This is a genomic window from Dietzia sp. CH92 (assembly GCF_032248695.1).
In the GTDB taxonomy this organism is placed as follows: Bacteria; Actinomycetota; Actinomycetes; order Mycobacteriales; family Mycobacteriaceae; genus Dietzia.
Genome location: NZ_JAVHXC010000006.1, coordinates 79,230 through 100,758, shown reverse-complemented (window position 1 = coordinate 100,758; position 21,529 = coordinate 79,230). Strand labels below are relative to the sequence as shown.

Here is a 21,529-nt window from a genome sequence, read left to right as displayed (position 1 = left end):
AGCCTCAGCATGTGTCAAGGGTTCACTCAGGATATGGGGCGGGTGGGACAGGTGGGGCTGGAGAGGCGGTAATGGGCACTGTAAGTATGGGTGTGTTCTTAGGCGAACTGGTCACGGCATGACGAACGGCCGAGGACCTCGTCGGAGGTCCTCGGCCGCAGGAGGGTGGTCGCGCGTGGTGTGGCTAACGGCGGGGTTCGCAGATGAGGACCGGGATGACCCGGCTCGTGTTGGCCTGGTAGTCGGCGAAGTCCGCGTAACGCTCGACGAGCCTCGGCCAGAGTTCGGCCCGCTCGGCCGGTGTGGCCTCCCTCGCCGTCATCGCCCGGCTACGGCGACCCACCTGGACGGTGACGGCCGGGTCGGCGAGAACGTTCAGGTACCACTGCGGGTGCTTGGGCAGCCCGCCCTGGGAGGCGACGAGCAGTACCCGGTCGCCGTCGGGGAAGTGCAGCAGTGGGACGGTCCGGGGCTCCCCGGACTTGCGGCCCGTGGTGGTGAGCAGGCACACGGGCACCGGCGCGCGGAGCGCCGACCCCACCCGCCACGACCCACCGAGCCGTCCCCCGGAGACCCGGTAGGCCCACGTGTTGACCCGCGACATCACCTTGATGACGCCGACGACCCACGGCGCACCACGCCGCGGGTCGTCGACGCCCGTCTCGGGCCGCGGATCGGCTCCGCTCACCGGCCACCGGCCAGGGGTGCCCGCACGATGACGTGCTTGCCCGGGAAGAACGCCGCGAGTTCACGCCGGCTCTCCTTGAGCGCCGCCATCCCGAAGCCCTTCTTGCGCTCCTCGGGGCGGATCCAGATCGCCACGTCCACGTCACCGTTGTCGATCTGCTCACCGAAGACCAGTCCGACCAGGGCGTCCCGCGCGGTGTCGACGGCGACGAACCACATCGCGGACTCCGCCTCGATGCGGGCAAGGCCGTCGCGGAGTTCCCGCTCCGTCCTGTCCTGGTCCCAGCTTCCCCCGGTCGCGGACGTGGAGTCCGACGAGCGGGAGTGGAACAGCGCGGTGTGGTCGTCGGACTCCGTGAACGGGCGCAGCGCGAACCCCTGACCGGCGTCGCCGGAGGACGCACCGGCCGCGGAACCGGCGAACGCCTCGAGGGGGGCCCGGAGCACCCGCCGCGCCTCCTCGGCGGAGACGGACAGCAGGCTCGCGACCGCCCCCACCGCGTCCTCGGGGCCGCTGGCCGACGACACGGCGGCGAAGATCTCCCGCCGCCGGCTCGTCGCCATCTCGATGACGTCGCTCATGTCAGATCCTCTCGATGATGCTCGCCGACGCCTGGGCGCCGCCCGCGCACATCGTGACGAGGGCGCGTTCGCCGTCCGTGCGCTCGAGCTCGTGCAGGGCGGTGGTGATGAGCCGCGACCCGGTGCTGCCGACGGGGTGGCCGATCGCGATCGCACCGCCGTTGACGTTGACCTTGTCCATGTCGGGCCCGTGCACCTGCGCCCAGCTTAGGAGCACCGAGGCGAACGCCTCGTTGCATTCGAAGAGATCGAAGTCGGAGATGGACATCCCCGAGCGGTCGAGGACCCGCTGGGTGGCCTGGACGGGACCGTCGAGGTGGTACTCCGGCTCGCCGCCGACCAGGGCCTGGTGGACGATGCGCGCACGCGGGGTCAGCCCGTGGGCGCGGGCGACGTCCTCGTCCATGAGCAGAACTGCAGCGGAGCCGTCGGAGAGCTGGCTGGAGGTGCCGGCCGTGTGCAGGCCGCCCTCCATCACGGGCTTGAGGCCGGCGAGAGACTCGGCGGTGGTCTCGCGGAGGCCCTGGTCGCGGGTGACGGTCACCGTCTCGCCGGTGTAGGTGCCGTCCTTGAGGCGCTCGGGGGCCTCGACGGCGAAGGTCTCACGATCGAAGCGGCCCTCCTCCCAGGCGCGCTTCGCGTTGGCCTGGGAACGAACACCCAGCTCCTCCAGGTCGGCCCGGGACAGGCCACGGCGGGCGGCGATGCGGTCGGCGGCGGTGAACTGGTCCGGCAGGTCCAGCTCCCAGTCGTCCGGCCGGGGCATCCCGTTCTCACCGTTGCCCACGGCCGCACGCAGCGCGATCCAGCTCATCGACTCCACGCCGCAGGCGATGCCCACGTCGATCGCACCCGCGTGGATGAGGTTGGCGATGAAGTGGTTGGCCTGCTGGGCGGACGAGCACTGGCAGTCGATGGTGGTGCAGGCGGTCTGCCAGGGCAGGCCGGAGGCGAGCCACGCGCCGCGGGTGACGTTGTTGGCCTGCGCACCGGCCTGCGACACGCAGCCGCCGACGACCTGCTCCACGAGCGAGGCGTCGATCCCGGCGCGGCGGATGACCTCTTTCTGGGAGGCGCCCAGCAGGTGCGCGGGGTGAAGACCGGACAGGGCGCCGCGAGCCTTGCCGATCGGGGTGCGGACGGCCTCGACGATGACGGGATTTCCCATGGGGCGCTCCTCCTGAAGCAACGTTAGAACGGGTTCTAGTTTACGTCATCGACCAGAGGATCCGACCCGGAGTTCGCGGGCGGGGGTCCCGCGGTGCGGGCGATGGCGCGGGAAGTGAGGCGAACAAAGAACGAACGCCCACGAAGGAACGTGTTCCAGTATGGTGCCTGTAACGTGTTCTAGATCACCGTTCGGGGGACCGGTCGCCACGGCCCCCGTCGTCCGTTCGACGAGCACATGACGCAACCGACGCGGTCAAGGAGTGCCAGTGCAGCCAGTCACCATTCCCGAGGGGTTCGACTTCACGGATCCGGAGCTCTACGAGAAGCGGCTCCCGCATCCCGAATGGGCCCACCTCCGCCGTACCGAGCCGATCTGGTGGTGCGCGAAGGAGCCCGGAGCCGACGGATTCGACGACGACGGGTACTGGGTCGTCACCAAGCACGAGGACGTCAAGGAGATCTCGCGCCGCACCAACGAGGTCTTCTCCACCTTCGAGAACACCGCGATCCCGCGGTTCGCGCCCGGGACCGAGCGGGAGATCGTCGAACTCACCCGCCTGCTGTTCATCAACCAGGACGGCGAGGACCACAAGAAGTACCGGCGGATCATCTCCAAGGGCTTCACCCCGCGCAACATCGAGAAGATGCGCGAGAACCTCGAGGAGAAGGCCAAGAACATCGTGCAGACCGCCGCGGCCAAGGGCAGCGGCGACTTCATCGTCGACGTGGCCTCCGAGCTGCCGCTGCAGGCGATCGCGGAGCTCATCGGCATCCCGATGGAGGACCGCCACCAGATCTTCGAGTGGTCCAACCAGATGACCAGCTACGACGTCCCCGGCAAGGTCGAGGAGTCGCAGATGGCCAACGCGATGGTCCTGAGCTACGCCCAGGAGCTCGCGGCCAAGCGCGAGGTCGACCCCCGCGACGACCTGGTCACCAAGCTCGTCCAGGCCGATCTCGACGGCGAGAAGCTCACCTCCGACGAGTTCGGCTGGTTCGTGGTGCTGCTGGCGGTGGCCGGAAACGAGACCACCCGCAACGCCACGACCCACGGCATGATCGCGTTCCTCGAGAACCCCGACCAGTGGGAGCTGTTCAAGAAGGAACGGCCGGAGACCACCTACGACGAGATTCTCCGCTGGGCCTCGCCCATCAGCTCGTTCCAGCGCACCGCCACCGAGGACGTCGAGATCGGCGGCGTCACCATGAAGAAGGGCGACCGCGCCGCCATCATGTACGGCTCGGCGAACTTCGACGAGGACGTGTTCGAAGATCCGTTCAGCTTCAACATCCTCCGTGACCCGAACCCGCACCTGACGTTCGGCGGCAACGGGCCGCACTACTGCATCGGCGCGAACCTCGCGAAGCTCCAGATCGAGCTGATCTTCAACGCGATCGCCGACCACATGCCCGACATCACCTCGATGGGCGACGCGACGCGCCTGCGCTCCGGATGGCTCAACGCCATCCAGGACTGGAAGGTCGACTTCAAGTGCCCCGTCATGCACTGAGCTGAGACCGCACCCGCGGCCGCCCACCCCGTGGGCGGCCGCGCAGCCCCGGTCCCGCCTGCTCGCCGAGGCAGGGCCGGGGCTCACGTGTCCGAGGGATCGACCTCGTCGTCGTCGAGATTCTCTTCGTCGACCCCCGGGGACGGCGCCCTCGACCGAAACCCCCGCCGACGACCGCCCGACCAGGCAAGGTGAACGCATGCCCGACCATCGCCACATCGACCGGGACGGCGTGCGGCTGCACTACGTCGTCGCCGAGCCCGAGGCCGACGCCGGGACCCCCGACGCCGCGGCCGGTGACGCACCGGGGACCGTCGTGCTGCTGCACGGGTTCCCGCACTTCTGGTTCACCTGGCACCGCCTCATCCCCGTCCTGACCGCGGCGGGATGGCGGGTCATCGCCCCGGACCTGCGCGGCATGGGCGGATCCGACGCCCCGACCGACGTGGAGGCGTACGCGCCCCGGGAGGTCGTCGACGACGTGGTGGCCGTCTGCGACGCCGAGGGCGCCGACAGGGTCGTGCTGGTGGGCTTCGACTTCGGGGCGGGCGTCGCCTACGACACGTGCCACCTCGAACCCGGGCGGGTCCGTGCCGTGATCGGCATGGAGAACCCCTTCATGAGCACGGCCGGCTCCGTCCCGCCGCTCGAGGGATCGGCGATGATGGCCGCGCAGCACTTCCTCCACCTGCACTACTTCGCGCAGCCCGGCGTCGCCGAGGCCGACCTCGCCGGCCGCGAACGCGAATTCCTGACCCGCGTGTTCTGGGCGCTGTCCGCCGACTACCACTACCTCGACGTGTGGAAGCAGCCGCCGGGGACGACCTACCTCGACGCCCTGCCCGAAGCCCCGGCCCTGCCGTGGCCGTGGCTCTCGGTGGAGGAGATGGACGTCTACGAGGCGGAGTACGCGCGCACCGGGTTCGCCGGCCCCCTGCAGTGGTACCGCGCGATGGACGTCAGCTGGCACGCCCGCAAGGAGTTCGAACGGCAGACGAACCCGGTGCCCTACTACTTCCTGTATTCCGAGCACGACCCCGACCTCGAGGGCTTCCACGGCCGCGATCCGCTGACCAAGCTCGGCCGCTACCACGACGACGTGCGCATGGTCCGGGCGATCCCGTCCCCGGCCGGGCACCTCATGCACCTCGAGGCCACCGAGGACACGCACCGCGCACTGCTGGCCTGCCTCGAGGACATCGCCGCGCACGTGCCCGCCTGACGCGGCGCCGCGGGCCGGGTGTCAGCCGGTGAGGCCGTACTTCTCGCCGAAGCGGTGGAGCGACTCGATCTTCTGCTCGGCCGTGGCGTCGTACCCGAGACCCTCGATGAGCCACGGCAGGACGATGATGTCGGTGACGCCCGCCTCGGCCAGTTCGGCGAAGCCCTTCGAGCCGAACCGGTCCAGACACACCACCTGGATGGCGAACGGCTTGCCGTCACCCCGGTCGGCCAGCGAGCGGCCGCGCTCGGCGAGCAACTCGCCCAGGCGGTTCACGGTCGCCACGATCTCGTCGAACTTCATCATCGCGCTGGTCCAGCCCTGGCCGAGGCGGGCGGCGCGCTTGAGCGCGATCTCGGTGTGGCCGCCCACGTAGAACGGCACCTGCTCGGACGGGGCCGGGGTGAAGATGAGCTCGTCGAAGTCGAAGTGGTCGCCGTGGAACTCCATCCACTCACCGCGCAGGCCCTCGCGCATGATCGCCAGGGACTCGTCGACGCGTTTGCCGCGGCCCTTGAACGGAGCGCCGCACCACTCGAACTCGTTGGGATCCCAGCCGATGCCCACGCCCAGGTCCAGTCGGTTGCCGGTCATGAGGGCGACGGAGGCCACCTGCCGCGTGAGCAGCAGCGGGTTGCGCGGGCCGACCTTGAGGACCTGCGGGCAGAACCGGATGGTCGAGGTGGCCCCGCCCATGGCGGCGGAGGCGATGAGCGGCTCGACCCACTGGGTGTTCTCGTCCCACATCCGGGACCCGTCCGGTGTGTACGGGTAGTCCTCGTCCTGGCGGCGGGGGTGGAACAGGGAGTCGGGCAGGACGATCCGGTCGAAGCCGGCGGCCTCCGCGCCGCGGGCCAGGTCGATGTACTGGTCGACGGGGGAGAAGGACACCGGGACGGAGAAGTCGACGTCCGCTACGCGAGTCATGTCAGGAGTCCTTCCGCAGGGCGCCGGCGATGGCCGCCGTGTCGTCGTGGGTGAGGGGGCGCAGGCCGGTGGCCATGGCCACGTCGTGCTCCCAGAACGCGCGCAGGGAGATCAGGCGGCCGTCGGAGTCGACGCGGTAGTCCACCGCGATGTCGATCTCCATGATGCTCTCTCCCATATGGGTGCGCATCGTACCGATGCAGAGCAGCTCGTCGCCCACCGCGATCCCGCGGTCGAAGCGGAACTCGATGTGGTCCGGGGTGGCCACGGCCTTCTCCCAGAACTCCAGGAGCCGCTCGGTGCCGGTGTGGCCGAGGCCCTCGGCGTCGAACATCGACGGACCCACGGGATCCTCGATGGTGCCCTCGGGCGACCACCCGGCGATCCAGGCGTCGCGGTCGCCGGTGTTGGTCGCGGCCCAGGAGCGGCGCGCGGCGGCGTAGGCGGGGCTCGCCAGCGCGGCCTCGCTCATCTGCAGAGGCCGGTACTGACCGGTCTCGTCCAGGTAGGGGTTGCTCACGAGCGGCGCTCCGGACGGTCGGTCCCGACGACCCACATGGAGAAGTACTGCGAGCCGCCGCCGTACGCGTGGCCGAGGGCCTTGCGGGCACCGGGGATCTGGTGCTCGTCGGCACGGTTCATCACCTGGCGGGCGGCCTCGGCGAAGCGGAGCATGCCGGAGGCGCCGATGGGGTTGGAGCACAGGACGCCGCCGGAGGGGTTGACGGGCAGGGAGCCGTCGCGGCCGGTGGCCCCGGACTCGGTCATCCTCCAGCCCTCGCCCTCGGCGCAGAAGCCCAGGTTCTCCAGCCACATGGGCTCGAACCAGGAGAACGGCACGTAGATCTCGGCGGCGTCGATCTCCTCGGCGGGGTTGGTGATCCCCGCCTCGGCCCACAGGGCGGCGGCCGCGTCGCGGCCCGCCTGCGGGTTCTTGTAGTTGCGGCCGGAGAACGTGCCCGGCTCGGTGCGCAGTGAGGTGGCGTGGACCCAGGCGACCTGCCGGCCGGTGGCCTCCACGGCCTCGGCGGCCTCGGCGTCCCCGATCACGATCGCGCACGCGCCGTCCGAGGACGGGCAGGTCTCGTCGTAGCGGATGGGGTCCCACAGCATCTGCCCGGCGAGCACCTTGTCGACCGTGATGTCGGGCTGCTTGAGGTGCGCGTACGGGTTGACCGAGCCGTTGAGCCGGTCCTTGACCGCGACCATCGCGCCCACGTGCTCGGGGGCGCCGGTGGTGCGGATGTAGGAGCGCACGTGGGGGGCGAAGTAGCCGCCGGCGCCGGCCCCGACGGGTGCGGTGAACGGAACGGGCAGGCTCAGCGCCCACATGGCGTTGGACTCGGACTGCTTCTCCCACGCCACGGCCAGGACCCGGCGGTAGCGGCCGGACTGGACGTGGGAGGCGGCCACGACGGCGGTGGAACCGCCGACGGAACCGGCGGTGTGCACGCGCAGCAGCGGCTTGCCGACGGCGCCCAGGGCGTCGGCCATCATGAGCTCGGGCATCATGACGCCCTCGAACAGGTCGGGGGCCTTGCCCACGATCACCGCGTCGATGTCGTCCCAGCCCACCCCGGCGTCGGCCATGGCGGCGTCGATGGCCTCGCGGCACAGGCCGGCCATGGAGACGTCGGTGCGGCGGGCGACGTGGTGGGTCTGGCCGGTGCCGAGGACGGCGGCGGGCAGGCCGGAGCCGTGGGTGCCGGAGCGGGTTCCGGAGGTGGGGGCGCTCATGCGGGGCGTCCTTCCAGGAGGCAGACGAGGTTCTGCTGCAGCAGGTGACCACTGGTGGCGTGGGCGAGGGCGCGCTCGGAGCGGCCCTCCCAGATGCTGTGCGCGGCGTAGCCGATGCGCTCGAGGCCCGCGGAGAACAGCGGGTCGGCGACCAGGGAGCCGCCGGACGGGGTGACCGCCACGTCGTCGGCCAGGCCCAGCGCCGCGCGCAGGATGAGCTCCTGGTGCGAGTACTGGGTGTGCAGCTCGGCGACGGTGACGCCGCCGAGGTCGGGGCGCTCCCCCGAGGCGCCGGTCGCGCGGACGGCGGCGGCTCGTGCGGACGGGGAGTCCGTGAGGTCGCGGGCGCCGAACTCCGCGGAGTCCGCGATGTGTTCGATGCCGGCCACGTAGGCCGGGGTGTCGCACAGCTCGCGGGCCCGGTCGCCGGAGGCGAGGATGATCGCGCCGGCGCCGTCGGTCACCGGCGGGCAGTCGTGGCGGCGCAGCGGGTCGGCGACGTACGGCTCGGCGAGCAGGTCGGCGACCTCGCGGCCGGTCGCGCGCGCGGCGACGGCGGCCATGTCGGACTCCGACCAGCGGCCGGAGTCGATGCCGGCGCGGGCCTGCAGGCCCGCGAGGTGGTGGCGGCCCGGCCACAGCGGCGCGACGGTGTACGGGTCGAGCTGCAGCGCCAGCGCGGTGTCGAGGTCGGTGCTGGCCGAGGCCTTGCCGAAGCCGTACACCAGCGCGGTGTCGGCCTGGCCGGTGGCGATCTTGAGGTAGGCCTCGAAGAACGCCCAGGCGGCGTCCATCTCCACGTGCGACTCGGCGATCGGCGGGAACGCACCGATCGAGTCGACCGCGGAGATGAAGGAGAAGGCGCGGCCGGCGAGGTAGTCCGACGAGCCGGAGCACCAGAAGTCGATGTCGGTGCGGTCCAGGCCGGTCTGCCGGTAGCACTCGGCGAAGACCGGGGCGAGCATCTCGACACCGTTGGTGGTGCCGAAGGTGGATTCGGTGTGGCGGGCGTGGGCGAATCCGACGACGGCCACGTCCCGGGGTGCGTTGGGGGTCACGGGTGGTGTCCTCTACAGGTGCTTGGCGTAGGTGGCGGGGTCGGCGTCGGGATCGCCGGTCGGCTCGAAGTGCGTGATCGCCTTCATCGACGCGGGCCGGTCGGCCTCGGGCGCCCAGACCGCGCGCACGCGCATGCCCATCCGGACCTCGGACGCCTCACAGCCCAGCACGAGATGCTGGATGGGCACGTCCGAGCCGTCGAGCAGGATGTAGGCGGTGACGTAGGGGGGCGTGATCTGCTGCCCCGCGAACGGCACGTTGACGATGCCGAAGGTGGTGACGGTGCCGACGTCGGAGACCTCGACGTACTCGCCCATCGCCACGCCGTCCGACGGACAGTAGTCGCGGGGCGGGACGTAGACCTCGGGGCCGTTGGAACGGCGCCGCCCGAGCATCCGTCCCTGCACGATCGCGCGGAGGAACTCGCTCTCCGCGGGTCCCGCCGTGTGGGTGACCGACAGACCGATCGGCGTCACCACGCCGGTGACCGGCTCGTCGTGCGACCGCGGGGCCTCGTCGTCGTCGCCGTCGCCGTTCCCGGCCGCGTCGCCCGCGGAGTCGGCCGGGACCACGCACGCGATGTCGTGGATCGTCCCGGTCCGCTCGGCGGCCCACCGCAGGCGCACGCGCATGCCGGTGCTCACCGCGCCGGGGCCGTCGGCGGCCAGGGGCAGGAGCATGGCCGTGTCCGCACCGTCGAACCGTACGAGAGCCCAGGCGAACGGGGAGTCGAGCGGGTTGACGTCGGTGGGGGAGGCGACCCAGGACCAGACGACGACGACGCCCTCGATCGCGGGACCCGAGGCGATCTCGACGGTCTCCGTGAGGGCCTCGCGCGTGTGGGGGTCGTACTCGACCGGCGGCAGGTGGACGGTGCCGCGGGAATCGCGGTTACCGACGAGGCGCCCGTCCCTCAGGCCGGTGAAGAACGCTCCCAGCACCGGGCCGGTGGACCTGGTGTAGTCGAACGACGGCGCCAGGGCGGCCGAGAGCACGGGCTCTGCGGGCGGGGTGATATCGACAACGATCTCTCTGGATGTCACAGGCCAAGTAGAACACGTTCCACCGCTCGGTGTGGGGGTTTCCCCGAGCCGGGATTCCACGGGCGCGCACCCACCGCGGCGCGCCGTGCGCCACACTGAGGCCCATGAAATTCGCCTTGCAGCTCGGATACTGGGGCGCCCAGCCGCCCACCAACCACGCCGACCTCGTGGTCGCGGCGGACAGGGCCGGCTTCGACACCGTGTTCACCGCGGAGGCCTGGGGATCGGACGCGTTCACCCCGCTGGCCTGGTACGGCTCGCTCACCGAGCGCATCCGCCTCTCCACCGCCGTCGTCCAGCTGTCCGCACGCACGCCCACGGCCACGGCCATGAGCACCATGACCCTGGACCACCTATCCGGCGGTCGCTTCGCGCTGGGGCTGGGCGTCTCGGGACCGCAGGTCGTCGAGGGCTGGTACGGGCAACCGTTCGCCAAGCCGCTCGCCCGGACCCGCGAGTACATCGACATCGTCCGCAAGGTGCTGGCCCGCGAGGCGCCCGTCACCTCCGACGGACCCGCGTACACCCTGCCCTACGCCGGGCCCGACGCCTCCGGGTTCGGCAAGCCGCTGAAGTCCATCGTCCACCCGTTGCGCGAGGACGTGCCCATCTGGCTGGGGGCCGAGGGGCCGAAGAACGTGGCGCTGGCCGCGGAGGTCGCCGACGGCTGGCTGGGCTTCCTCGCCTCGCCGCGCACGGCCGGGGAGTTCAACTCGTGGCTCGACGAGGGCTTCGCCCGGCCCGGCGCGCGCCGCACCCGCGAGGACTTCGAGGTCGCGTTCCTCTGCCAGCTGCACATCACCGACGATCGGCGGGCCGTGCTCGACGCGTACAAGCCGACCACCGCCCTCTACGCCGGCGGCATGGGCGCGGAGGAGAAGAACTTCCACGCCGAGGCCCTGCGGCGCATGGGCTTCGACGCCGAGGTCGACCGGATCACCGAGCTGTTCCGCTCCGGGCGCAAGGAGGAGGCCGCGGCCGCCGTGCCCGACGAGATGATCGAGGCCACCGCGATCATCGGGGATCTGGCCTCGGTGCGGTCGCAGGTCGCGGAGTGGGAGGCCGCCGGCATCACGATGCTCGTGGTGACCGCCCGCACGGTCGAGCAGATCGAACAGATCGCGCAGCTCATCGACTGACCCGGCGGCGGGCGCGCCGGGTTCCGCGGGTCGCGGTCGCGGCCCGTGCGGCGCGCCCGCGGCCCCGGGGAAACCCCTGTCGCATACGTAGAACGCGTTCTACCATGACCGGCATGAGCGCACCCACCCCCACCGTCCCGTCCGACGCCGGCGTCCCCGACCCGCGGACCGGGGAGCACGTGACCAGCGTCTACCGGATCGCCGAGGCCGAGCCGGACCGCACGGCGGTCATCGAGGCGGCCGGCCGCGCGGTGACCTACGGCGAGCTCGCCGACACCGCCCACGGCTACGCGCGCGGACTGCGCGACCTGGGGCTGGAGACCGGGGACTGCATCGTCCTGCTCGCCCCGAACAGCATCGAGTTCCTGCAGGTGTACTACGCGGCCATCGAGATCGGCCTCTACGTCGCGCCGGCCAACTGGCACCTCACCGGCCCCGAGGTGGCCTACATCCTCGAGAACTCGGGGTCGACGGTGTTCATCGCGGACGAGCGGTTCGCCGACGTCGCGACCGCCGCCGCCGCCGAGGCCGGGCTCGACCCCGCGCGCTGCTTCGCCATCGGTGACGTCCCCGGATTCCGTCCGCTCCCCGAGCTGACCGCCCCGGCCCGGGGATCGGACCCCTTGCCGTCGTCGCGGACCCTCGGTGCCCCGATGCTCTACACCTCGGGCACCACCGGGCGCCCCAAGGGCGTCCGCCGCCCGCTCACCGGCGCCTCGCCCGACCAGGTCACCGTCCCCAACTACTACTTCTTCGCCGGGTTCGGCATCGAGGCCCCGGACAACGTCCACATCTGCGGCTCGCCGCTGTACCACACGGCCGTGCTCAACTTCGTCACCATCTCGCTCAACCTCGGTCAGACGGTCGTCCTCATGGACAAGTGGACCCCCGAGGAGATGCTGCGCCTCATCGACGCCCACGGCGTCACCCAGTCGCACATGGTCCCCACCCAGTTCTCGCGCCTGCTCGAGCTGCCCGAGGACGTGCGCGCGAAGTACGACGTGTCCAGCCTGCGCACCATCGTCCACGGCGCCGCGCCCTGCCCCAAGCACGTCAAGCAGGCCATGCTCGAGTGGTGGGGCCCGGTGCTCACCGAGTACTACGCCGGCACCGAGGGCGGCGGCTGCACCATCACCGGCGAGGAGTGGCTCCGCAAGCCCGGCAGCGTGGGCCGGCCGTGGAAGACCACCACGCTGAAGATCCTCGACGACGACGGCAACGAGCTGCCCACCGGCGAGACCGGCAACGTGTACCTACAGATGCACGGTTCGAGGTTCGAGTACCACCAGGACGCCGAGAAGACCGCCAAGACCTACGTCGGCGAGCTGTTCACCATGGGCGACATCGGCTACGTGGACTCCGACGGTTACCTGTTCCTCTGTGACCGGAAGAACGACATGATCATCTCCGGCGGTGTGAACATCTACCCCGCCGAGATCGAGTCGGAGATGACCCGCCACGACGCGGTGCGCGACGCCGCCGTGTTCGGCATCCCGCACCCCGACTGGGGCGAGGAGGTCAAGGCCGTGATCGAGCTCGCCGAGGGCTACACCGAGTCCGAGGAGCTCAAGGCGCAGATCCTCGAGGACCTCGCGGGTCGACTCGCCAAGTTCAAGATGCCGCGGTCGATCGACGTCGTGGACGAACTGCCCCGGCAGGCCAACGGCAAGCTCATGAAGCGCACGCTCAAGGATCCGTACTGGGCGGACGCGAAGTAGCACCCCGCGCGCGGGCGGTGGCCCCTAGTCTGGACACATGACCAGCACTCCCACCGCCCGCGATCTCACCCTCGCGCAGATCCTCGAGCGCCAGCAGCAGGCGTTCCTCGCCGACCCCCAGCCGGGCGTCGCGATCCGGCGGGACCGGATCCAGCGGCTCAAGGAGCTCGTCCTGGACAACGCCGCGGAGCTCACCGAGGCGCTCCGCGAGGACTACGGTTCCCGGCCCGAGACCTTCTCCACCCTCACCGACATCGCCTCCTCCATCCCGGACCTCGACCACCAGCGCGCACACCTCCGCAAGTGGATGAGACCCACCCGCCCCTCCCGGGTCCTCGAGGCGGTCGGGTTCACCCAACAGGTCCGCCACGACCCCAAGGGCGTCGTGGGCATCATCGGGCCCTGGAACTTCCCCCTCTACCTGACGATCGTGCCCGCCGGGTCCGCCCTCGGCGCCGGGAACCGGGTGATGATGCGGCCCTCCTCGGTCACCGCGCATACGACCGAGGTGCTGTGCCGCCGCGCGCCCGAGTACTTCGCCGTCGACGAGCTCGCCGTCGCCGGTCCCGAGCACGGCCGCGGCTCGGACTTCTCCCGACTCGCGTACGACCACCTGTTCTTCACCGGCTCACCGGGCGTCGGCCGGTCCGTCGCCCGGGACGCCGCCGAGAACCTCACGCCCGTCACCCTCGAGCTCGGCGGCAAGAACCCCGTCCTCGTCGACACGAGCGCCGACATCGACCGCGCGGCCCGCAGCATCGCCGCGGCCCGCCTGGTCAACGGCGGGCAGGTGTGCATGTGTCCCGACTACGTGTTCGTCCCGCGCGACCGTCTCGACACGTTCTGCGACACCGTGCTCGACCAGTGGCGCACCACCCTTCCCGCCATCGTCGGCAACCCCGAGTACACCGCCACCGTCAACGACTCGAACTACGAGCGGATCGTCGGGCTCGTCGAGGACGCCGTCGCGAAGGGCGCGCACCGCCGCGACGCGGCCCCGGCGGCCGAGCGGCTACCGGACCCCGTGACCCGCAAGATCGCACCCACCCTGCTCACCGGCGTCACCCCGGACATGGAGATCGACTCCGACGAGGTGTTCGGCCCCGTCCTCACCGTCTTCGGCTACGACACGCTCGCCGACGCGATCAGGTACGTCAACGACCGCCCCAGCCCGCTGGTCCTGTACTGGTACGGGGAGCGGAACGAGCGGTTCGAGGTGGTGGCCGACCGCACCCGCTCCGGCAGCATCTACGGCAACGACTTCGGGATAGGGATGGCCTCCTCCGCCGTCCCCTTCGGAGGGGTCGGCAACTCGGGGATGGGCGGATACCACGGCCACTACGGGTTCCGGACCTTCACCCACGAGCGGGCGGTCGCGCTGCACTCGTTCGACACCAACGTCTCCGGGCTCGTGGTGCCGCCGTTCACCCGCGGCAAGAAGCGTCTCGCCTCGGCGTACCTCGGGGCGATGCGGGCCCGCACGCGACTGGGGTTGTAGCGCCGCCCGGGCGTCAGGCCGTCGGGGCGGCGCCGGCGCTCCACAGGGGGACCGTGAGCCGGAACGTGGTGCCCTCGTCCTCCACCGAGTCGCACTCGAGCGTGCCACCGTGCCCCTCGGCGATCGCCTGCACGATGCTCAGCCCGAGACCGGTGCCGGGGATCGAGCGGTGCTGCGCGGAACTCGACCGGAAGAACCGGGTTCCGAGGTGCTCCTGTTCGGCGGCCGGGATGCCGATGCCGGTGTCGGCGACCGTCACGGTCGCGACGTGCTGGTCCGCGCCCACCGTCACGGTGACGGTCCCGTCCCCGGGGGTGAACTTGATCGCGTTGCTCACGAGGTTGGTCACGGCGCGCTCCAGTTGGAGAGCGTCGCCGATGACCTCGGCGGGCTCGAGTCGTTCGACGAGCGTGAGGCCGGCACGTGCGGCCACGGGGCGCAGCGACTCGGTCACGTTCGCCACGACGGCGTCGAGGCTGAGGCGGTCGTGGTCGATGTCGAGTCCCTGCGCCTCGATGCGGCTGAGCGTGAGCAGGTCCTCGATGAGGCCCCGCAGACGGTCGGCGTTGCGCTGGACCACGGCGACCAGGCGGTGCTGCGCGTCGGTCAGCTCCCCGCCGTCTCCGTCGCAGAGCATCTCAGTGTAGCCGACGATCGAGGCCAGGGGAGTGCGCAGCTCGTGACTGACCGTGGACACGAAGGCGTCCTTCTGGCGGTCCAGCTCCTGGAGTCTGCCGAGCTGCTCGTCGCGGGTCGTCTCGAACTCGTCGCGCGTGTCGAGCAGGCTGTTGAACGCGGCGGCCAGGGCCCGGACCTCCGCCGGTCCGGTGTCCGTACCGGCCCGCGTGCCCCGACCACCCCCCGTGTCGTTGCGCGCGACCTCGGCGAGCTCCTCCACGGGCGCGACGATCAGCTCGGCCGTCCGGCGCGTGCCGCGGGCGATCGCGACCGAGGCGGCGACGATGATCACACCCGCCAGCGCGAACCCCCCCACGAGGATCGCGGTGCGCAGGTCCCGGATCTCCGTCCGCTTGTCCACGGCGAGGCCGTGCAGGGTGTCCGCGGCCGTGACCATCGTCGTGAAGTCGGCCAGCGCCGCGGTGAAGGCCTCCCGCGCGGCGGGGTCGGTGTCGACGGGAACGGTCGCCCCGCCCCCGACGACCGAGTTCGCGTACCGCCACCACGCGTCGGAGGCGGTGGACAGCTCCTGCAGGGCCGGCGCGAACTCGGAGTCGTCCCCGATGAGCCGGCGGAGTTCGTCGAGGGACGCCTGGGAGTCGGTGCGCCGCGCCTGCAGCCGGTCCGCGGCCCCCGGCAGGTCGTAGACCCGGCCCATGCGCAGGTCGGACTGGGCCCACCGCATATCGATCACCAGTCGGCTCGTGGTGTCGACGATCGGCGTGTACAGGGTGCTGGTGCGCTGCGAGAAGAAGTACTGGACCAGCAGCATGACGGGTCCCAGCAGGGCCACCGCCACCACGAGGACCAACATGTCCCGGCTGCGGCTCCGCAGGATCTGCGAGACCCTGCGGGGCGGCCGGGCGGGCGCGGTCACGACGCCGTCTCCGTGGTGAAACCGCGACGCGTCATGACGCCCCACTGCTGCTCGGTGCCGCGCAGGGCCTGCCACCAGCCGCGGAGGCGCCACACCACGTGGAGCTGGCGGTAGCCGATGTTCTCGAGCACGGCCGAGCTGATGAGCGAGAGCATGCTGCCGAACCGGTGGTAGCGGGCGAAGTAGACCTCGTCGACGGCGGCGGCCGCGAGTGCCACGACGATCGCGTAGCCGTACGCCACGGCGAGGAACAACCAGAACGTGGTGGGGTTGATCAGGCCCAGCGCGAAGCCGAGGACCATGAGGACCAGGCCGACCGCCTCGATGAGCGGGGCGAACAGTTCGAAGGCCCAGTAGTACGGGACCGCCAGCGTGCCCGCGCGCCCGTAGCGGGGGTTGCCGAACATGACGCGGTGCTTGACGAGGGTCTCCCACAGGCCGCGGTGCCAGCGGGCACGTTGCTTGCGCAGGACGGGCAGTGTCTCGGGCACCTCGGTCCAGCACACCGGCTCGGGGACGAACGTCACCCTGTAGTCCTGGTCGCGCTCCCGCAGCAGGCGGTGGATGCGCATGACGAGTTCGAAGTCCTCGCCGATCGAGTCGGGGTCGAGGCCGCCGACCTCCACCAGCAGGTCGCGCCGGAAGCAGCCGAAGGCGCCGGAGATGAGGATCAGCGCCCCGAGCCTGGACCAGCCGGAACGCCCGAGGAAGAACGAGCGCAGGTACTCGAGTGCCTGGATCTGGGCGAGCAGGTTGCGGGGCATCCGGACGTCGACGATCTGTCCGGAGCGGATGGTGCACCCGTTGGCCACGCGGACGACGCCGCCGGTGGCGGCCGTGCGCAGCGGGTCGTCGGCGAACGGTTCGGTGACGATGAGCAGGGCGTCGGGGTCGAGCAGGGAGTCGCCGTCGACGCAGATGATGAGGTCCTCGACGGAGGTGTTGATGCCGACGTTGACCGAGTCGGAGCGGCCCGAGTTGGGCTTGTCGATCACGGTGAGGCGGGTGTAGCCGTCGCGGGGGACGTAGATGCCGCGCGGGACCTGGCGGGTGGGGATCTCGTAGGGCACCTCGCGGTCCGCGCGGACCAGGTCGAACGCCTCGACGAGGACCCGGAGCGTGTCGTCGGAGGAGCCGTCGTTGACGACGATGACCTCGTGGCGATGGTAGCGCAGCCCGAGGAGGGACCGGGTCACCTCGACGACGCCGGCCTCCTCGTTGTAGGCGGGGACGACGACCGTGACCCCCGGCGCCGTGTGGCTGCCGAGGCGCTCGACACGACCGGAGTGACGACGACGACGTCGCGTGCTGCGGAAGTCGACGGCCGCGGCGATGACGAGCACCAGGTAGGAGGAGTTGATGAGCAGGAAGTAGAGGAGGATGGGCCACGCGATCACGTCGAGCAGCGTGGCGATCACCACCCGGAGGGTCTCGATCACGACGTGGACTCCTCGTCCTGTGGGGCGGCTCCCGCGGTGGGCTCGTCGGCCCGCCGCGCGGCGGTGGCGGCCAGCTCGTAGAGGTGGGGCTGACGGTCGCGGATACCGATGGCGGTGACGGCGCCGAGCGAGGCGAGGGCGGCGAGATCCGCCGCCGGGGTGGTCGCGGTGTTGCGGACGGAGACCTCCGACGGGACGAGACCCTGCTGCAGGGTCTCGACGAGGACGTCCCTGCCGGGCCGGCCCAGGGCGGCCAGCGCGCCGGCGGCCACCTGTGCCAGTCGGCGGTCGCGGTCCGCGAGCACCGGCCGCAGGAGCGGGACGCCCGCCGGGGCCCCGAGTTCGCCGAGTGCGGTGGCGGCGGCCAGTCGGACGACCGCGGGTTCGTCCGCGGCCAGCGCGCGCCCGAGGTCGTCGAGGACGCGGGCGTCGCCGATCGCCCCGAGGGTCCGCGTCGCCGCGGCCCGGACCCGCTCGTCGGGGTCGCCCCGGAACAACTGGAGGACCCTGGGCAGCAGCGAGGCCATCCCGCCGCGGGCGGCGACGGTCGCGGCGACGTAGCGCACCCCTGGGTCGGCGTCGTCGAGTCCGCGGCGTATCGCCTCGCGGACGTCGTCGCCCATGACGAGCAGGGCGTCCGCGGCGACGTACGCGGGGATTCCGGACAGTCCCCGGACCTCGCGGACCGCGCGGAGGACGGCGTCGGAGTAGGTCGCGTCACCGAGTACCCCGAGGGCACGGGCCGCCGTCGCGCGCACGGCGCGGTCGCGGTCGGAGAGCAGGCCGGCGAGCACCGGGGCGTGTTCGGGGCGGCGGGTGGCGCCGAGGATCTGTGCCGAGCGCGCGCGGGTGGTGGCGGACCACGAGCGGGTGCCGCGCAGTGCGCCGTCGACCGTGCCGTGGCGGTCGAGGACGTCGACCAGTGCGGTGGCGGCCCCGCCGCGGACCTTGCCCAACAGGTCGAGGACGGCCCGGTCGACGACCCGCTCGCGGTACCGGCCGAGTGCCCCGGGGGAGTCGCCGGTGGGCTCCTCGTCGGCGGCGAGGGCGAGCAGGCGCGGGCGCAGTGGCGCGAGGATGCGCTCGACCCGGCGGGCGCGGGTGACGCGGGCGACGTGTGCCCAGATCATCACCACGATGAGCACGACGACGGCGGCGACGAGGATCCACAGGGACGCGGTGAGGACTCCGGAGGCGACCTCGGGGGCGACGTCGTCGAGCAGGGAGGGCGAGGAGTCCTCGTAGGTGGGGAGCACGGCGAAGGGTCCCGTGACGTCAGCGGCCGAGCAACGCGTCGACGCGGCGGAGCAGTTCGCGCGGGCTGAACGGCTTGATGACGTAGTCGTCCGCCCCGGCGGCGAAACCGGCGTCCACCTCGGCGTCGCGGGCGCGCGCGGTGAGCAGCAGGGCCCGGCAGTCCGCCGGCCCCTCTCCGTCGCGCATACGGCGCAGCACGTCGAGCCCGGACAGGCCGGGCATCATGACGTCGAGGATCGCCAACGAGGGCGCGAAGCTGGTGATCGCCTCGAGCGCCTCGACCCCGTCGCGGGCCGTGCGGACCTCGTACCCGGCGTTGCCGAGTTTGAAGGCGACCAGCTCGCGGATGTCCTCGTCGTCGTCGGCGATCACTACCCGCGGCCCTACGTCACCCATTGCCCACCCTCGTTCCTCGACCTCCGTCGAGTCGACCTTATAGGCAGATGTGAACGCGGGTAGTCACTCTCCCCGGAACTCGGGCTTCCGCTTCTCCGCGAAGGCGCGCGGGCCCTCCTTGGCGTCGGCCGAGGCGAAGACGCGACCACCGACCTCGGCGTCGACCCGGAAGGCCTCCTCCTCGTGCATCCCCTCGGTGCGTCGGATCGTCTCGATCATCCCCTGGACGGCGAGCGGGCCGTTGGCGGCGATCGCCTCGGCGATCTCCAGGGCCTTGTCGAGCGCGGTGCCGTCGTCGACCACGTGACCGACGAGCCCGAACCGCTCGGCCTCCTCGGCCGACAGGTGGCGACCGGTCATGAGGACGTCCATCGCCACGGTGTAGGGGATCTGTCGGACCAGCCGCACGGCCGAGCCACCGAGGGGGTACAGACCCCAGCGGGCCTCGGAGACACCGAACTTCGCCGACCGGCCGGCCACCCGGATGTCGGTGCCCTGCAGGATCTCGGTGCCGCCGGCGATGGCCGGGCCCTCGACCGCCGCGATGAGCGGCTTGCTCAGCCGGCGGCCCTTGAGCAGGGCGGGGAGCCGGGTGAGGTCCCAGCCGCCGCCGGCGAACTTGTCGCCCGGCGCCTCCTTGTTCATCGCCTTGAGGTCGGCCCCCGCGCAGAAGTAGCCGCCGGCGCCGGTGAGGATGCAGGCCCGGATGTCGGGGTCGGAGTCGACGAGGTCCCAGGCGGCCTCCATGCCGCGCATCATCGGCCCGGACAGCGCGTTGCGGGCCTCGGGGCGGTTCATGGTGACGATCAGGACGTGTCCCCGCCGCTCGGTGAGCAGGTGCTGGTCCTCGGGAGTGTCGACGCTGGTCATGGAGTCCTCCTGGGAGAGAAATTTGATCGGGATCACAGTTACACGCCCCACGGGACGGTAACACGTTCTACTTTGATCGCATGGCGTACACCATCGGGGATCTCGTAGAGCACAGCGTGGACCGCGTACCGGACCGGCTCGTCCTGGTCCAGGGGGACCGGTCCTTCACGTTCAAGGAGCTGGAGGAGCGGGCCAACCGGCTCGCGCACCACCTCCAGTCGGTGGGCGTGGGGCCGGATGACAAGGTCGCGGTCTACAGTCGCAACACCATCGAGGCCGTCGAGGCCATGGTCGCGATCTTCAAGATCCGCGCGGTCATGGTCAACGTGAACTTCCGCTACGTGTCGGCCGAGCTCGAGTACCTGCTCGACAACTCCGACGCGGTCGCGGTGATCCACGAGCGGCGGTACTCGGACGTCCTGGAGCAGACCCTGCCCCGCACACCGGGCGTACGGCACTGCCTGGTCATCGAGGACGGCACCGACGGGCCCGACCCGTCCGTGCCGGAGGGGGTCTCGGTCGCGCACTACGACGAGGCCCTCGCGGCGCAATCTCCCGAGCGTGACTTCGGCGAGCGCTCGAACGACGACATCTACATGCTCTACACCGGCGGGACCACGGGCTCGCCCAAGGGCGTGATGTGGCGTCAGGAGGACGTGTTCATGGTCCTCGGCGGCGGCATCGACTTCCTCACCGGTGAGCGGGTGGCCGACGAGTGGGAGCTGGCGAACAAGGCGGTCGACGGCGGCGTCCTCGTCCGATGTGCCCTCCCTCCGCTCATCCACGGCGGGGCGCAGTGGGCGATCCTCATGGCGCTGTTCGCCGGGCACACCAACGTGCTCATCCCGGAGTTCGACCCGGAGGCGGTCTGGCAGGCCGTGACGGATCACAAGATCAACCTCATGTTCATCACGGGCGACGCCATGGCGCGGCCCATGATCGAGGCGTGGGACCCGGAGAAGTACGACGCGTCGTCGCTGTTCTACCTCGGCTCCTCGGCGGCCCTGTTCTCGCCGTCCGTCAAGGACCAGTTCGTGGACGCCTTTCCCAACGCCATGATCTCCGACTCGATCGGCTCCTCGGAGACCGGGTTCTCGGGCATCGCGCTGGCGGAGAAGGGCAAGACCCACACCGGCGGCCCGCGCGTGAAGATCGACGGGGAGACCACCGTCCTCGACGCCGAGGGCAACGAGGTCGAGCCCGGGTCGGGTGTCATCGGCAAGGTGGCGCGCACCGGCCACATCCCCCTGGGCTACTACAAGGACGAGGCCAAGACCGCCGAGACGTTCAAGACGTTCAACGGCCGGCGCTACGCCATCCCCGGCGACGACGCGCGCGTGGAGGAGGACGGCACCGTCACGATGCTCGGTCGCGGTTCGGTGTCCATCAACACCGGCGGGGAGAAGGTGCACCCGGAGGAGGTCGAAGCCGCCCTCAAGACGCACCCCGACGTGTTCGACGCGCTGGTGATCGGGGTGCCCGACGACCGGATGGGCCACAAGGTCGCGGCCGTACTGCACACCCGGGACGGCAAGTGCCCGCCCATCGAGGAGCTCAACGAGTACGCGCGCAAGGAGATCGCACGGTACAAGTGCCCGCGCGCGTTGTGGGTCGAGCCGTCCGTCAAGCGCAACCCCGCCGGCAAGCCCGACTACCGCTGGGCCGCGGAGATCGCCGCGTCCCGTCCCGCAGATGACAGCCAGGAGATCAGCAAGTGAG

At 71.1% G+C, this 21,529-nt stretch carries 19 protein-coding genes; 6 read left to right on the top strand and 13 right to left on the bottom strand.

All coding sequences use genetic code 11. The features are described from left to right. Window positions 1-184: 184 nt before the first annotated feature. Genes RWK90_RS13240 through RWK90_RS13230 form a run of 3 tightly spaced genes read right to left on the bottom strand, consistent with a single transcriptional unit; the run spans window position 185 to window position 2,437 of the window. Window positions 185-688, bottom strand: coding sequence for a nitroreductase family deazaflavin-dependent oxidoreductase (locus RWK90_RS13240; RefSeq protein ID WP_396230340.1), 504 nt, complete (start codon window positions 686-688; stop codon window positions 185-187). After that, on the bottom strand, window positions 685-1,269 hold the full coding sequence (locus RWK90_RS13235) for a GNAT family N-acetyltransferase (protein ID WP_314038089.1): 585 nt from the start codon (window positions 1,267-1,269) through the stop codon (window positions 685-687). Before RWK90_RS13235 ends, RWK90_RS13240 begins: the two co-directional genes overlap by 4 nt. A 1-nt stretch (window position 1,270) precedes the next feature. Further along, window positions 1,271-2,437: a steroid 3-ketoacyl-CoA thiolase gene (locus RWK90_RS13230; protein WP_314038088.1), complete on the bottom strand. Its 1,167-nt coding sequence runs from the start codon at window positions 2,435-2,437 to the stop codon at window positions 1,271-1,273. Window positions 2,438-2,705: 268 nt separating this feature from the next. Here RWK90_RS13230 and RWK90_RS13225 point away from each other — a divergent pair, with 268 nt between their 5' ends. Continuing rightward, complete coding sequence (locus RWK90_RS13225) at window positions 2,706-3,950, top strand: cytochrome P450 (protein ID WP_314038087.1); 1,245 nt, start codon at window positions 2,706-2,708, stop codon at window positions 3,948-3,950. 199 nt (window positions 3,951-4,149) lie between these two features. After that, window positions 4,150-5,172 carry an alpha/beta hydrolase gene (locus tag RWK90_RS13220; RefSeq protein ID WP_314038086.1) on the top strand — a complete coding sequence of 341 codons (1,023 nt, stop codon included), beginning with the start codon at window positions 4,150-4,152 and terminating at the stop codon, window positions 5,170-5,172. 21 nt (window positions 5,173-5,193) lie between these two features. Here RWK90_RS13220 and RWK90_RS13215 read toward each other — a convergent pair whose 3' ends face one another. The 5 genes from RWK90_RS13215 to RWK90_RS13195 are packed head-to-tail and all read right to left on the bottom strand — an operon-like array spanning window position 5,194 to window position 9,938. Then, complete coding sequence (locus RWK90_RS13215; RefSeq protein ID WP_314038085.1) at window positions 5,194-6,099, bottom strand: TIGR03619 family F420-dependent LLM class oxidoreductase; 906 nt, start codon at window positions 6,097-6,099, stop codon at window positions 5,194-5,196. Window position 6,100: 1 nt separating this feature from the next. Beyond that, a complete protein-coding gene (locus RWK90_RS13210) occupies window positions 6,101-6,619 on the bottom strand; it encodes a nuclear transport factor 2 family protein (protein ID WP_314038084.1) in 519 nt (172 codons plus the stop codon). Continuing rightward, entirely contained in the window at window positions 6,616-7,836 is a 1,221-nt protein-coding gene (locus tag RWK90_RS13205; RefSeq protein ID WP_314038083.1) for a thiolase domain-containing protein, read from the bottom strand. Before RWK90_RS13205 ends, RWK90_RS13210 begins: the two co-directional genes overlap by 4 nt. Then, on the bottom strand, window positions 7,833-8,894 hold the full coding sequence (locus RWK90_RS13200; protein WP_314038082.1) for a thiolase domain-containing protein: 1,062 nt from the start codon (window positions 8,892-8,894) through the stop codon (window positions 7,833-7,835). The genes RWK90_RS13205 and RWK90_RS13200 overlap by 4 nt, the downstream gene beginning before the upstream one ends. 12 nt (window positions 8,895-8,906) lie before the next feature. After that, a complete protein-coding gene (locus tag RWK90_RS13195; protein ID WP_314038081.1) occupies window positions 8,907-9,938 on the bottom strand; it encodes an OB-fold domain-containing protein in 1,032 nt (343 codons plus the stop codon). Between the two features lie 104 nt (window positions 9,939-10,042). Between RWK90_RS13195 and RWK90_RS13190 the strand changes: the two genes are divergently transcribed. The 3 genes from RWK90_RS13190 to RWK90_RS13180 all read left to right on the top strand — a co-directional run bounded on the left by RWK90_RS13190 (window position 10,043) and on the right by RWK90_RS13180 (window position 14,293). Continuing rightward, on the top strand, window positions 10,043-11,077 hold the full coding sequence (locus RWK90_RS13190; protein WP_314038080.1) for an LLM class F420-dependent oxidoreductase: 1,035 nt from the start codon (window positions 10,043-10,045) through the stop codon (window positions 11,075-11,077). Between the two features lie 113 nt (window positions 11,078-11,190). Continuing rightward, a complete protein-coding gene (locus RWK90_RS13185) occupies window positions 11,191-12,795 on the top strand; it encodes an acyl-CoA synthetase (protein WP_314038079.1) in 1,605 nt (534 codons plus the stop codon). A gap of 37 nt (window positions 12,796-12,832) precedes the next feature. Continuing rightward, complete coding sequence (locus tag RWK90_RS13180; protein WP_314038078.1) at window positions 12,833-14,293, top strand: aldehyde dehydrogenase family protein; 1,461 nt, start codon at window positions 12,833-12,835, stop codon at window positions 14,291-14,293. 13 nt (window positions 14,294-14,306) lie between these two features. Here RWK90_RS13180 and RWK90_RS13175 read toward each other — a convergent pair whose 3' ends face one another. From RWK90_RS13175 to RWK90_RS13155, 5 genes are all read right to left on the bottom strand, one after another. Further along, on the bottom strand, window positions 14,307-15,848 hold the full coding sequence (locus RWK90_RS13175; RefSeq protein WP_314038077.1) for a HAMP domain-containing sensor histidine kinase: 1,542 nt from the start codon (window positions 15,846-15,848) through the stop codon (window positions 14,307-14,309). Beyond that, the gene (locus RWK90_RS13170) at window positions 15,845-17,287 is read right to left on the bottom strand and encodes a glycosyltransferase family 2 protein (protein WP_314038076.1); all 1,443 of its coding nucleotides are present in this window, start codon (window positions 17,285-17,287) and stop codon (window positions 15,845-15,847) included. Before RWK90_RS13170 ends, RWK90_RS13175 begins: the two co-directional genes overlap by 4 nt. Next, complete coding sequence (locus tag RWK90_RS13165) at window positions 17,284-18,543, bottom strand: HEAT repeat domain-containing protein (protein WP_314038075.1); 1,260 nt, start codon at window positions 18,541-18,543, stop codon at window positions 17,284-17,286. Before RWK90_RS13165 ends, RWK90_RS13170 begins: the two co-directional genes overlap by 4 nt. Window positions 18,544-18,562: 19 nt before the next feature. Next, window positions 18,563-18,940, bottom strand: a complete 378-nt coding sequence (locus RWK90_RS13160; RefSeq protein WP_314038074.1) for a response regulator — start codon at window positions 18,938-18,940, stop codon at window positions 18,563-18,565. 63 nt (window positions 18,941-19,003) lie between these two features. Beyond that, window positions 19,004-19,810, bottom strand: coding sequence for a crotonase/enoyl-CoA hydratase family protein (locus RWK90_RS13155; protein WP_314038073.1), 807 nt, complete (start codon window positions 19,808-19,810; stop codon window positions 19,004-19,006). A gap of 80 nt (window positions 19,811-19,890) precedes the next feature. On the opposite strand from RWK90_RS13155, the gene RWK90_RS13150 reads away from it, so the two are divergent. Beyond that, the gene (locus tag RWK90_RS13150) at window positions 19,891-21,528 is read left to right on the top strand and encodes an acyl-CoA synthetase (protein ID WP_314038072.1); all 1,638 of its coding nucleotides are present in this window, start codon (window positions 19,891-19,893) and stop codon (window positions 21,526-21,528) included. Window position 21,529: the final 1 nt, after the last annotated feature.

Excerpts from the sequence above, each read along its gene's own strand:
- RWK90_RS13215 (WP_314038085.1), bottom strand. The coding sequence starts at position 6,099 with ATGACTCGCGTAGCGGACGTCGACTTCTCCGTCCCGGTGTCCTTCTCC.
- RWK90_RS13160 (WP_314038074.1), bottom strand. The coding sequence starts at position 18,940 with ATGGGTGACGTAGGGCCGCGGGTAGTGATCGCCGACGACGACGAGGAC.
- RWK90_RS13205 (WP_314038083.1), bottom strand. The coding sequence starts at position 7,836 with ATGAGCGCCCCCACCTCCGGAACCCGCTCCGGCACCCACGGCTCCGGC.
- RWK90_RS13235 (WP_314038089.1), bottom strand. The coding sequence starts at position 1,269 with ATGAGCGACGTCATCGAGATGGCGACGAGCCGGCGGCGGGAGATCTTC.
- RWK90_RS13230 (WP_314038088.1), bottom strand. The coding sequence starts at position 2,437 with ATGGGAAATCCCGTCATCGTCGAGGCCGTCCGCACCCCGATCGGCAAG.
- RWK90_RS13185 (WP_314038079.1), top strand. The coding sequence starts at position 11,191 with ATGAGCGCACCCACCCCCACCGTCCCGTCCGACGCCGGCGTCCCCGAC.
- RWK90_RS13155 (WP_314038073.1), bottom strand. The coding sequence starts at position 19,810 with ATGACCAGCGTCGACACTCCCGAGGACCAGCACCTGCTCACCGAGCGG.
- RWK90_RS13150 (WP_314038072.1), top strand. The coding sequence starts at position 19,891 with ATGGCGTACACCATCGGGGATCTCGTAGAGCACAGCGTGGACCGCGTA.
- RWK90_RS13190 (WP_314038080.1), top strand. The coding sequence starts at position 10,043 with ATGAAATTCGCCTTGCAGCTCGGATACTGGGGCGCCCAGCCGCCCACC.
- RWK90_RS13180 (WP_314038078.1), top strand. The coding sequence starts at position 12,833 with ATGACCAGCACTCCCACCGCCCGCGATCTCACCCTCGCGCAGATCCTC.
- RWK90_RS13220 (WP_314038086.1), top strand. The coding sequence starts at position 4,150 with ATGCCCGACCATCGCCACATCGACCGGGACGGCGTGCGGCTGCACTAC.